The 11,583-nt window shown below is 70.4% G+C and carries 11 protein-coding genes; 2 read left to right on the top strand and 9 right to left on the bottom strand.

Features of this window, described 5'->3' with window-relative positions:
• Nucleotides 1-32: 32 nt before the first annotated feature.
• The 3 genes from nadC to nadA are packed head-to-tail and all read right to left on the bottom strand — an operon-like array spanning nucleotide 33 to nucleotide 3,582.
• Nucleotides 33-923: a carboxylating nicotinate-nucleotide diphosphorylase gene (gene nadC / locus LCL61_RS15815; RefSeq protein WP_340687517.1), complete on the bottom strand. Its 891-nt coding sequence runs from the start codon at nucleotides 921-923 to the stop codon at nucleotides 33-35.
• Nucleotides 920-2,575 carry an L-aspartate oxidase gene (locus LCL61_RS15810; protein ID WP_340687516.1) on the bottom strand — a complete coding sequence of 552 codons (1,656 nt, stop codon included), beginning with the start codon at nucleotides 2,573-2,575 and terminating at the stop codon, nucleotides 920-922. The genes nadC and LCL61_RS15810 overlap by 4 nt, the downstream gene beginning before the upstream one ends.
• Nucleotides 2,572-3,582, bottom strand: a complete 1,011-nt coding sequence (gene nadA / locus LCL61_RS15805; RefSeq protein WP_340687515.1) for a quinolinate synthase NadA — start codon at nucleotides 3,580-3,582, stop codon at nucleotides 2,572-2,574. Before nadA ends, LCL61_RS15810 begins: the two co-directional genes overlap by 4 nt.
• Nucleotides 3,583-3,697: 115 nt before the next feature.
• Here nadA and LCL61_RS15800 point away from each other — a divergent pair, with 115 nt between their 5' ends.
• On the top strand, nucleotides 3,698-4,333 hold the full coding sequence (locus tag LCL61_RS15800) for an NUDIX hydrolase (RefSeq protein WP_340687514.1): 636 nt from the start codon (nucleotides 3,698-3,700) through the stop codon (nucleotides 4,331-4,333).
• A 40-nt stretch (nucleotides 4,334-4,373) separates the two neighbouring features.
• Nucleotides 4,374-5,090 (top strand): LON peptidase substrate-binding domain-containing protein, encoded by a 717-nt coding sequence (locus LCL61_RS15795; protein WP_340687513.1) that lies wholly within the window; start codon nucleotides 4,374-4,376, stop codon nucleotides 5,088-5,090.
• A gap of 193 nt (nucleotides 5,091-5,283) precedes the next feature.
• Here LCL61_RS15795 and LCL61_RS15790 read toward each other — a convergent pair whose 3' ends face one another.
• The 6 genes from LCL61_RS15790 to LCL61_RS15765 form a co-directional block, all read right to left on the bottom strand.
• Complete coding sequence (locus LCL61_RS15790; protein ID WP_340687512.1) at nucleotides 5,284-6,345, bottom strand: M48 family metallopeptidase; 1,062 nt, start codon at nucleotides 6,343-6,345, stop codon at nucleotides 5,284-5,286.
• 44 nt (nucleotides 6,346-6,389) lie between these two features.
• The gene (locus LCL61_RS15785; protein ID WP_340687511.1) at nucleotides 6,390-6,995 is read right to left on the bottom strand and encodes a DUF2567 domain-containing protein; all 606 of its coding nucleotides are present in this window, start codon (nucleotides 6,993-6,995) and stop codon (nucleotides 6,390-6,392) included.
• A 97-nt stretch (nucleotides 6,996-7,092) separates the two neighbouring features.
• Nucleotides 7,093-7,296, bottom strand: a complete 204-nt coding sequence (locus LCL61_RS15780; RefSeq protein ID WP_125684417.1) for a hypothetical protein — start codon at nucleotides 7,294-7,296, stop codon at nucleotides 7,093-7,095.
• Nucleotides 7,283-8,299 (bottom strand): biotin synthase BioB, encoded by a 1,017-nt coding sequence (gene bioB, locus LCL61_RS15775; protein ID WP_340687510.1) that lies wholly within the window; start codon nucleotides 8,297-8,299, stop codon nucleotides 7,283-7,285. The genes LCL61_RS15780 and bioB overlap by 14 nt, the downstream gene beginning before the upstream one ends.
• 84 nt (nucleotides 8,300-8,383) lie before the next feature.
• Nucleotides 8,384-9,100, bottom strand: a complete 717-nt coding sequence (gene bioD / locus LCL61_RS15770) for a dethiobiotin synthase (protein WP_340688594.1) — start codon at nucleotides 9,098-9,100, stop codon at nucleotides 8,384-8,386.
• A 55-nt stretch (nucleotides 9,101-9,155) separates the two neighbouring features.
• Nucleotides 9,156-11,354, bottom strand: a complete 2,199-nt coding sequence (locus LCL61_RS15765; RefSeq protein ID WP_425342045.1) for a SulP family inorganic anion transporter — start codon at nucleotides 11,352-11,354, stop codon at nucleotides 9,156-9,158.
• Nucleotides 11,355-11,583 lie beyond the last annotated feature (229 nt).

Here is an 11,583-nt window from a genome sequence, read left to right as displayed (position 1 = left end):
CTTGTCACACAAGGGAATTCTACTGCCGGAGGTCAGCGGAGGTCCATCCCGAGGTCGAGCGCGGGCGAGGAATGCGTGAGCGCTCCGACGGCGAGGAAATCCACACCGGACTCGGCGTACGCCCGCGCGACGTCCAGCCGCAGGCCGCCCGAGGATTCCAGCCTGGTCTTCGGCGAAACCTCGTCGCGCCGATCGACGGCTTTCGCGCATTCGTCGGGGGTGAAGTTGTCCAGCAGCACCTCGTCGGCACCCGCGGTGAGCGCCTTCTCCAGCTGGGCCAGGTCATCGACCTCGACCTCGCAGTGCAGTTCGGGCGCGTGCTCGCGCGCGGCCGCGAGCGCGGCGGTCACCGAGCCGGCGGCGACCACGTGGTTGTCCTTGATCAGCACCGCGTCGCCGAGCCCGAGCCGGTGGTTCACCCCGCCACCGGCCCGCACGGCGTACTTCTCCAGCAACCGCAGCCCGGGCAGCGTCTTGCGGGAATCCCTGACCCGGCAACCGGTTCCCTCCACGGCGCGCACCCAGGCGGCGGTCGCGGTGGCGATACCGGACAGGTGACACAACAGGTTCAGCGCGGTGCGTTCGGCGGTGAGCAGGCCGCGCACCGGACCCCGCACGACCAGCGCGGGCTCGCCGGCGGTCAGCCGGTCGCCGTCGTCACGGGCGGCCAGGATCTCCAGGCCCGAGCCGAGCACGACGTCGAACACCGCCAGCGCCACCGGGATCCCGGCGACCACACCGGCCGTCCTCGGCGTGAGCTCGGCCAGCGCGCGGGCGGATTCGGGCACGGTGGCGTTCGTCGTCGCGTCGGGCCCGTACCGCAGATCCTCGGCCAGCGCCGTCGTGACGACACGGTGCACATCGGCGACGTCGAGACCGTGATCGGCCAGCGCCTTGGTGACCCACGGGGAGAATTCGCTCATGCCACACCCTCCAAAGCGATCGGATCGGCCAGGACCGGCTGCCCCGACGGGCTGAGCCGGATGAGCTGGCCGCGTTGCCAGACGTTGTCGTCGCGTTCGGGGAAATCGGTCCGCACGTGGCAGCCGCGGGACTCCGTCCGGCGCGCCGCCGCCGCGACCAGTGCCTCCGCCACCAAGGTGAGCGCCGCGTCCTCCACGACCCGGGGAGTCCACAAAGGACTCTCGGTCACGGTGAGATCCAGCACCGAACCCACGACCGCAAGGCCTTCGGCGTCCCGGCCGATGGCGGCGTATCGGCTCATCGCCCGCTGCAACGCGTCGCGATCGGCCACCGCGACCTTCGCCGGAGGCAGGAGCACACCACGGCGCGGGTCGGCCAGCAATCCGGCGGCGAGATCGATGGCGACCGCTTCCGCCACCCGCTGCCCGACGACCAGGCCTTCGAGCAAACTGTTGGAGGCCAGCCGATTCGCGCCGTGCAGACCGGTCCTGGCGACCTCGCCCGCCGCGTAGAGACCGCGGACGCCGGAGCGTCCGTCCACAGTGGTCACGACACCACCGCAGGCGAAATGCGCCGCGGGCGTGACCGGGATCGGCTCTTTCGCCGGGTCCAACCCGATCGCCGCGCACGCCGCGTGCACGGTCGGGAACCGCTTGGCGAACCCGGAGATCCCAGTCGCGTCAAGGAAAACATGGTCGTCGATACCGCCGGGCGCCTGCACCATCCGGCGGGTGATCGCCGCCGACACGACGTCCCGTGGCGCGAGATCGCCGAGCGGATGGACTCCCCGCATCACCGAAGCGCCCGTCGCGTCGTGCAACGTCGCGCCCTCGCCGCGCACCGCCTCGGTGACCAGCGGGAGACGGCCGCGCGCGCCGGGCGTGAACAGGACCGTCGGATGGAACTGGACGAACTCGACGTCCGCGACCTGCGCCCCCGCGCGCAACGCGAGCGCCAGCCCGTCCCCGGTGGCGATCTCCGGATTCGACGTCGCCTGGTAGAGCTGCCCCAGCCCGCCGCTGGCCAGCAGCACCGCCGGCGCCCGGACTGCCCCGGGCACACCGTTGCGGTCCAGGACGGTCACGCCGGCGACCTCGCCCGCGGGCGTGCGGATCGCGTCGACGGCGATGTGGTGCTCCAGCACCGGGATCCGCCGGTCACCGGCCGTCGCGACCAGCGTCCGCTCGACCTCCGCGCCGGTCGCGTCGCCACCGGCGTGGATGACGCGGAACGCGCTGTGCCCGCCTTCCCGCGTTCGGGCGAGCTCGGGCCGCCCTTCGGCCGCCGGGTCGAAACGAGCGCCCTCGGCGCGCAGCCGGGCCACCGCGGCGGGGCCACCGGCGATGATCGACCGCACGGCGTCCTCGTCGCAGAGCCCGGCACCGGCGGTGAGCGTGTCCGCGGCGTGCTTGCCGACCGAGTCGCCTCGCTCGTGCTCGTTCTCCAGCACGACCGCGACCCCGCCCTGCGCCCAGCGGGTGTTCCCGTCGGAGACCGCGGCCTTGGTGACCACCAGGACGTGCAGGCCGAGCTCCTGTGCGCGCAGCGCCGCGGTCAGCCCGGCCACGCCGCTGCCGATCACCACGAGATCGGCGGCGGCCTCCCAAGCCGGGCAGGTTTTCGCCTGGAGAGCGGTAACCGGGTCGGTCATTCTCCGCCGCCAGGCTGCCCGATCTCGATCATGCGCTGCACGGAAGCGCGGGCACGGGCGGCGGTCTCGGCGTCGACGTGGACCTCGTCGGCTCCCTCACGCAGCGACCGCAGGAGGGCGGCCGGCGTGATCATCTTCATGTACCGGCAGGAGGCCCGGTCGTTCACCGCGCGGAAGTCGATCTCCGGCGCGGCCTTCCGCAGCTGGTGGATCATCCCGATCTCGGTGGCCACGAGCACCGACTTGGCCTTGGTGTCACGGGCGGCGTGGACCATGTCGCCGGTCGAGAGGATCTTGACCCGCTCGGGGGCGACGGCGCCCTCGCCCGCCAGGTACAGCGCCGACGTCGCGCAGCCGCATTCCGGGTGGATGAACAGGTCGGCGTCCGGGTTCTCCGAGGCACGCTCGGCCAGTTCGGCGCCGTTGATCCCGGCGTGCACGTGGCACTCCCCCGCCCAGATGTGCATGTTCTCCCGGCCGGTCACGCGTTTGACGTGCGCGCCGAGGAACTGGTCCGGCAGGAAGAGAACCTCCTGGTCAGCGGGGATGGAGGCGACCACGTCGACGGCGTTCGACGACGTGCAGCAGATGCCGGTCTCCGCCTTGACCTCGGCCGTGGTGTTCACGTACGACACGACGACCGCGCCCGGGTGCTCGGCCTTCCAAGCACGCAGCTGGTCGCCGGTGATCGAGTCCGCGAGGGAGCAGCCCGCCCGCGCGTCCGGGATCAGGACCGTCTTCTCCGGCGCCAGGATCTTCGCCGTCTCGGCCATGAAGTGCACGCCACAGAAGACGATGGTGGACGCGTCGCTGCTCGCCGCGATGCGGCTGAGCGCGAGGGAGTCGCCGGTGAAGTCGGCGATGTCCTGGATCTCGGGGACCTGGTAGTTGTGCGCGAGCAGGACGGCGTCGCGCTTGTGAGCGAGGCTCCGCACCTCCTCCGCCCAAGCGGCGTCGGCGACAACTCCGCCGTACGGGGTCAGGTCGTTCTGCAGGGTGCTCGTCATCGTTCTGGCCCTCCTGGACCGATCTCCGGTTTTCGCCTTACAATCGAAAACCGTGCGAAGTCATCTTAACACCCAGACCCCCCTTGCCCACGAGGTTTTGGGAGCGGTCCTGCAAGTGCGCTCCGACACACTCCGGGTCCTGCTGTGGCGGCGCGCGCTCGATCCGCATCTGGGCCGCTGGTCCCTTCCCGGCGGCAGGCTTCGCCCGGATGAAGACGTCGAGGCGTCCATCCGGCGGCAGCTCGCGGAGAAGGTCGACGTACGCCAGTTGAAGCATGTGGAGCAACTGGCGGTCTTCAGCGCGCCGGACCGGGTGCCGGGACCCCGCGTGGTCGCGACGGCGTTCCTCGGCCTCGTACCGTCCGATGTGGACCCCGCGGTCCCCGAAGACACCGAGTGGCACGACGTTTCCGAGCTGCCGCGGACGGCGTTCGACCACGAGGCCATCGTGCTGCGCGCGCGGGACCGGCTGCGCTCGAAGCTCTGCTACACGAATCTCGGGTTCGCGCTCGCCCCGGAAGAGTTCACCGTATCGGCGTTGCGGGGCCTGTATTCGGCTGCGCTGGGTTACCGGGTGTCCGCGACGAACCTGCAGCGGGTGCTGTCCCGGCGCGGGCTGCTCGTCCCCACCGGGCACACCGCCCCGCCCGGGCGCAGCGGCGGACGTCCGGCGGCACTCTTCTCCTTCGCGGGCAAGGGGATGCAGATCACCGACCCGTTCGCGGTCTTCCGCCCGCCCACCGGGAAGTGACCGTCCTGCGAAGTCCTCCCGGTCCCCGTACCTTGAACGGGTGACCGAGCCGAGCGAGGAGTCCACCGGGAAGGCGATCTTGCCGCTGTTCCCGCTACAGACCGTGCTTCTGCCCGGAACACACCTTCCGTTGCACATCTTCGAACCGCGGTACCGGCAGCTGATAGCCGACCTCGTCGCCGAAGTCGTCCCGGACCGCGAGTTCGGCGTCGTCGCGCTGCGTTCGGCGATGATCAGGGAGGTCAGCGGGCCCGAACACGTCCACGAGTTCGGCTGCAGCACGGTGTTACGTGAGGCGAAACGGCTGCCGGACGGCAGATTCGACGTCGTCACCACCGCGCGGCGCCGGTTCCGCCTGCTCGAGATCGACCGCGTTTCCGCGCCGTACCTGATCGGCTCGGTCGAGTGGGTGCCCGACGACAAGGTCGCCACGGTGCACGGCGACACCGTGACCAGGCTCGCCGACGTCGCGAAGGCCGCGCACCGGCGCTACTGCGAATCAGCCTGGGACGCCGACGACTGGACGACGCCGCCCGACGACGGTGACATCGCGGCACTCGCGTACCGGCTCACCGCGGACTGCCTGCTCCCGCTGGAGGACCGGCAGCGTCTGCTGGAGGAGACCAACCCACTGCGGCGGCTGCGGATCGCGTGCCGGCTGCTGACGCGGGAGGCCGGGTTCCTCAGCACGCTCGGCGCGGTCCCGATGCCGCCGGGGGAACTCGGCGAGTTCACCCGCCCCTCGAACCTGAACTGAGGCGCCCGGGGCCCCTCGATCCCGAGGTGCCCCCCTGTCCCGGAGGCCGCTCCCCCGCCGGGGGGGTGAAGGGCGCTTTCCCCGCATGCCACGCGACGAAAGCTCCCTTCACCACACGGGACGCGGGGAAAGTCCCCTTCAGCCGCCCTGCCCCTGATGCCATGAAAGGTCCTTTCATAGCACGCGCGAGGCGCTACTTACCGGACTCCGAGGAAGACCCCTCGTCCGAACCGTTCCCGCCCCCGCCGAACTTGCTCCACACCTTGCCCGCCGCCCCGGACACCGCCTCGCCGACGTCGCTGAACACCTTGGTCAACGGGTCGGCCGAGCTGTTCCAGGAATCCTTGTACGACTTCGCGGCCGACTTCAGGTCGTCGGTCCAGTTGGACGAGGGCGCGTCCTCGTCGCGGCGCGGGTACTCGCCGGCAAGGATCCCCCGGTATTCCTCCGACGCGGCCCACTTCTGCAGTTGCGCGGCGCGCACGACGGCCAGCGGATGCGACATCGTCTCGACGTAGCGCAGCTTCAGGTAGCTGTCCCGGATGTCTTCGACCGACTCGTATTCCGCCGCCTGCTGCAGGAAGGCCGGGATGTCGATCTTCGACGGGTCGATCCCGCCCGCGACCAGGATCTGCGAGCGCAGCGCCGCCGTCGGGTCCTGGGAGCACAGCAGCCCGGCGCGGTCGCAGGACAGTTCGGCCTTGCGGTACCACTCGCGCAGCGCGGCGATGACGACGCGGATGCCGATCGCGCTCACCGGCGTCCACGACATCGACATCTGCAGGCCGATCAGCCGGATCATGATCGTGCGGTACACCGCGTGCCCGGAAAGCACGTGCCCCATCTCGTGCCCGATCACGAACCGCAGCGACGCGAGGTCCATCGCCTCGACGGCCGCGGTGTTGAGCACGATGAACGGCTCGTCCATGCCGATCGTCTGCGCGTTGACCTCGGGACTGCGGGCGACGAACAGGTTCGGCACGCGGTCGAGGTCGAGCGTTTCGGCGCATTCGTTGCGCAGTTTGTCCAGTTCCGGATACTGCTTCGGGCCGACCCTGATCGCGGACGCGAGCGCCATCAGCCGCTCGCCGCGTTCGGCGTAGAAGCCCGAGACCGCCTTCACGACCTGCGCGAACCCGGGAACGGCGCGCAGCGTGGCCAGTGCGCCGCGGTCGACGGGGTGTTCGTAGGCGCGCGGGCTGATACCCGGGAAGCGGACGGCGTTGTGCCGGGAAACCTCGATGTCGTCGGTCAAGAAAGCCCCCTAGAGAAGTTGCCGCCCACCCTAGAGGAAATTCGTCAGCCGAGGCGGCGGCCCAGGTCTTCCCGTCCGTTCCACGCGGTCAGCAGCGTGTACGCCAGCGCGGTCATCAGCGGCGCGGCGAGCATGATCCACGGCGATTCGATCTGCGGTGCCTTCGCGATGACGTCACCGACGGCAGGTGCCGAGGTGATCTTGTAGCGGATATTGGCCAACCCGACGCCCATCGTCGTGCCCAGCCAGCCCGCGAAGGCGGCGCCACCGACCGCGGCGATCAGCACGACCGGGCCGCGGCACTCCCGCAGCAGCCAGGTCACGATGCCGATCAGCAGCCCAGCGCCGAGCGCGAGGAAACCGTAGATGGCGAGGTCGTCGAAGCGGTGCCAGCTCTCGAGTTCCAGCGGCGCGAGACCGCCGCGGTCGTTGATGACCCGCATCCGCTGCGGCGGCGCGAGCAGCGACCACAGCCAGGCCAGCGGGAAGCCGAGCAGCCCCGCCGTGGACAGGACGCTGACCGCCGGCAGCAGATCGGCCTTGACGACGACCTTGGGGTACGGACGGCGCGGCCTCGGCAGCACGGGCACCGACCAGGGGTCGGGCACGCTGGAAGACAGGTGCGCCGGTTTACCGGTCGTCTCGCCCAACCCCGGACTCCTCCCTCGTGCTGCTTGTGCAGAGCGTAACCAATGACGCCCCCAGCGCACGCGCCTCCACCGCGTTTCGTCCTCTGAATGCGGGAAGTCAGCCCGCGAGTTCACCGTGACGGCTGCATCGCGCCGTCCAGCCGACCGGGGTGATCTGGACGACCATCCGCCGCGCGCAGTACGTGCAGTAGCGCGGCGGTTCGAGCGCCGTTCTCGGGTTGTGGCAGGCGGGATGTTCCGCGCCACCGTCGGACGGCTGTCCACAGTGGACACAGAACGCCGGTCGGTCAGAGGACGTCACTGATGGCCTTCACCGGCATCTTCAGCTCGTCGAGCATCGCCAGGTCCGCCGTGGCCGGGCGGCCGAGGTTGGTCAGGTAGTTGCCGATGATGATCGCGTTGATGCCGCCGAGCATCCCCTGCTTGGTGCCCAGGTCGCCGAAGGTCAGCTCACGGCCGCCGGAGAAGCGGAGCAGCGGGCGGGGCATCGCAAGCCGGAACGCGGCCACGGTGCGCAGCGCGTCCTTGCCCTCGACGACCTCGTATCCCTCGTACGGCGTACCCGGCTGCGGGATGAGGAAGTTCATCGTGCACTCGTCCGGGTTCAGCTCGGCCAGCTGCGCGGCGAACTCGGCGCGCTGCTCGATGCTCTCCCCCATGCCGATGATGCCGCCGCAGCAGACCTCCATGCCCGCCTCGCGGATCATGCGCAGGGTCTCCCAGCGCTCTTCCCACGTATGCGTGGTGACGACGTTCGCGAAATGCGAGCGCGCGGTCTCCAGGTTGTGGTTGTAGCGGTGCACGCCCATCTCGACGAGCTCGTCGACCTGCTCCTGGGTGAGCATGCCGAGCGAGCAGGCGATCTGGATGTCGTTGCCGTCCTCGCGGATGGCCTTGATCCCCTCGCGGACCTGCGAGAGCAGCCGCTTGTCGGGGCCGCGGACGGCGGCGACGATGCAGAACTCGGTCGCGCCGGTCTCGGCGGTCTGGCGGGCGGCCTTGACCAGGCCGGGGATGTCCAGCCACGCCGACCGCACCGGCGTCGGGAAGCGGCCCGACTGCGAGCAGAAGTGGCAGTCCTCCGGGCAGCCGCCGGTCTTGAGGCTGATGATGCCCTCGACCTCGACCTCGGGGCCGCACCAGCGCATCCGGACCTCGTGGGCCAGCGCCAGCAGGTCGGTCAGGTGGTCGTCGCCGAGCCGCAGGACCTCGAGGATCTGCTCTTCACTGAGCCCGACACCACGCTCGAGGACCTGGTCACGCGCCACGGCGAGGATGTCGACGGTCTCCGGGGCAGTGGTCACGAGGCGGCTCCTGTTCGGGATGGGGCGGTGATGCAAAGGCACATCATCGTGCACGACCGGGCGCCTCGGCCACAGCGACGCAGGTCACTTCTGCGCCGACGCGCGGCCGGCGAAGCACTCCGGGTCGAACTCCCCGCCGAACCACGGCGAGAGCCCGGCTTTGGCCCGGTCGGCGAACTCCTCGGGCCCGGCCGTGCCCAGCCCGGCGGGCAGCACGCCCAGCAGCGGGGCGCCGGCGGCGACCGGCAGATCCCGCAGGTTCGACACCGCCGCCAGATCCGGCTTGTCCGGCCACGAACCGATGATCACCCCGGCCACGGTGAGCCCGCGTTTGGTGGCGACCTCGGCGGTCAGCGCGGTCGCGTTGAGCGTGCCCAGCCCGGCCTCGGCGACGATGATGACCAGCGCGCCCAGCGACCACGCGACGTCGGCCAGCGTGGCCCCGTCGGCGTCGAAACGGACCAGCAGGCCGCCCGCGCCCTCGATGAGCGTGAGGTCGTGCTCGCCGTTGAGGTCGCTCGCCGCGGCGGCGATCTCGCTCGGGCCCAGCGTCGGCAGTCCCGAGAGCCTGGCCGCCGCCTCCGGCGACAGCGGATCCGGGTATCTCCGCAGCTCACGGGTGGTGACCGGACCGGCGAGCCGCAGCACGTCGGCGAGGTCGCCCGGTTCGTCCGGGCCCACTCCGGTCTGCGCCGGTTTCAGCACGGCGACACGCTGGCCCTGACCGGCGGCCAGAGCGGCGATGGCGGCGGTGGAGATCGTCTTGCCGACACCCGTACCGGTGCCGGTCATGACCAGCATGCTCACGTGCGTTGAACTTAGTGGGTCGGATTCGAGTCGCGCTGAACGGCTTCCGTTAGCCCCCGGATGTGGTGACGGCCCCGACCGGCGTGAACGCCGGGCTCTCGTCGTCGGACAGGTAGACCTGCGCCGCCCCGACGTCGAAGTACATCCCGGTCAGATGCAGTTCGCCGCGTGCCTCCGCCTCGGCGATCAGCGGGTAGTGACGCAGGTGCTCCAGCTGCTGCAGCACGTTCTGCAGGGCCAGCCGGTTGACCTCGGATTCCGGGCGTTCGCCGTCGAGGGTCACCGCCACCTTGCGGTTCGCGCTCGGCTCGGCGTGCCGCAGCCACGAAGCCAGCATCGGCGCGCCGTCCGGGGCGCCGGTGGCCAGCGCCTGCATCGCGCCACAGCCGGAATGCCCGCAGACCACGATCTCGCGCACCTTCAGCACCCCGACCGCGAACTCGACGGTGGCGCCCATCGACGGGTCGGCCCGGCGGGCGGGCACCAGGTTCCCGATGTTGCGGACGGTGAACAGATCGCCGGGACCGCTCGTGGTGATCATGTTCGGCACGATCCGCGCGTCACCGCAGGTGATGAACAGTGTGTGCGGCGACTGGCCACCCGCCAGTTTGCTGAGCGCGGGCTGCATGAGCGCGGCGGTGCGCCGCTGGAACTCGGTCGCCCCGCGCAGGGTGGGCCCGCCACGCTGGCCGGGCACCTCGATGTCCTTGGCCTGCCAGTCCGACCATGGCGCGAGGAACCGCGGAACCGAACGCATCGCGGCCGTCCTGGTCAGCGTGGGATCACCGGATTTGCCGTTGGCGAACCACGGATGCCCGATCTCGTCGACGGTCACCTGCCCGCCGGAGCGTTCGTACGCCTGCTGCCAGTTCGACAGGCTTTCGAAGGCGGCGTGGTCGAGGTAGTCGACGACCAGCTCCAGGGTCACCTTCGCGCCGTCGGGCACGGTCGCGAGCACCCGGCTGAGCCTCGGCACCGAAAGGAACGTCAGGACGCCCTCGACGACGACGCGCCAATCGTCGCCGTCGCGTTCGGCGTGGATCCCGGACCACACCGTGCGGCGCAGCATCAGCAGTACCGAAAGCGCGATCCCGAGCAGGACGCCGGTGAGCAGGTCGAAGACGACGACCCCGGCGAGCGTCACCAGGTACAGCCCCAGGTCGCCGTGTTTGAGGACCTGCCTCATGTGTCCGGGGTTCACCAGTTTCGCGCCGACGTGGACGAGCAGGCCGGCCAGCGCGGCGAGCGGGATGTTCTGGATCAGCCCGGCGAACGCGGCGACGAACACCAGGATCCAGACACCGTGCAGGATCGCGGACACGCGGGTGCGGGCGCCGGCGGCGACGTTGGTGGAACTGCGGACGATCACGCCGGTGACCGGGAGGCCGCCCAGCGCGCCGGAAGTCATGTTCGCGGCGCCCTGCCCGATGAGCTCGCGGTCGAGGTTCGACCGCGGCCCGGTGTGCATCTTGTCGACGGCGACCGCCGACAGCAGGCTTTCCACGCTGGCGATCAGCGCGATGGTGATGACCGCGACGGCGAAGGCGCCCCAGCCCGCGTCCGGGAATTCCGGCGCGAAGCGGATGTTGAGCAGATCACCCGGCAGGTCGACGCGGGGCAGGGTCATCCCGGCGGCGACGGACAGCACGGTCACCAGCGCGATCGCGGCCAGCGGGCCGGGCACCTTGCGGACGGACTCGGGAAGCCGCGGCCACAGCAGCAGGACGCCGATGGTGAGCACGCCGATCAACGCGGCGGTGTCGTGGTGGCCGACGATCTGCGCGGGCAGTTCGGCGATGTTCTTGAGCGCCGAGCTCTGGGCCGTTCCGCCCAGTACGACGTGGAGCTGGCCGAGGACGATCGTGACCCCGATACCGGCGAGCATGCCGTGGACGATGGCGGGCGAGATCGCGAGCGCCGCGCGGGCGATGCGGCTCAGGCCCAGCAGGATCTGGAGCGCCCCCGCGACGACGGTGATCGCGCAGGTGGTCGCCCAGCCGAAGGTCGCGATGGTCTCGGCCATGATCACCGTCAAACCGGCGGCGGGGCCGCTGACCTGGAGAGCGGAGCCACCGAGGGCTCCGGCGACCACACCTCCCACCACGGCGGCGATCAACCCCGCGACGATCGGCGCCCCTGACGCGAGAGCGATCCCGAGTGAAAGCGGGACGGCGACGAGGAACACCACCAACGAGGCGGGCAGGTCGTGCCGGAGCACGGCGAGAGGTTTTTTGATGATCACCATCATGATCACCAGGAAACTGGTGAATTGTCCGATATGCACCACCCTATCGAGTGAATATCACCCCGCAGGAGAGTGGTGTGGCCCACTTTCGGCCCGTTTCGTTGCCCGGAGATGTCTCCCGCGTTGCGAAAAGCCTTATGGACTCCCGAATCCTGGGATGTATCGATCGGCCGCCCGGTCAACTCGGCCGACCGCGCGTGAAGGCCCCCTTCCCTCGGCTGAGCCGAGGGAA

The sequence above is a fragment of the Amycolatopsis coloradensis genome, assembly GCF_037997115.1.
Classification (GTDB): Bacteria; Actinomycetota; Actinomycetes; order Mycobacteriales; family Pseudonocardiaceae; genus Amycolatopsis; species Amycolatopsis coloradensis_A.
This window is presented reverse-complemented; position numbering and strand designations above follow the sequence as displayed.

Bases quoted from the DNA above. Each gene is read 5' to 3' on its own strand.
- LCL61_RS15810 (WP_340687516.1), bottom strand. From the start codon at position 2,575: ATGACCGACCCGGTTACCGCTCTCCAGGCGAAAACCTGCCCGGCTTGG.
- nadA (WP_340687515.1), bottom strand. From the start codon at position 3,582: ATGACGAGCACCCTGCAGAACGACCTGACCCCGTACGGCGGAGTTGTC.
- LCL61_RS15765 (WP_425342045.1), bottom strand. From the start codon at position 11,354: ATGATGGTGATCATCAAAAAACCTCTCGCCGTGCTCCGGCACGACCTG.
- bioD (WP_340688594.1), bottom strand. From the start codon at position 9,100: ATGCTGGTCATGACCGGCACCGGTACGGGTGTCGGCAAGACGATCTCC.
- nadC (WP_340687517.1), bottom strand. From the start codon at position 923: ATGAGCGAATTCTCCCCGTGGGTCACCAAGGCGCTGGCCGATCACGGT.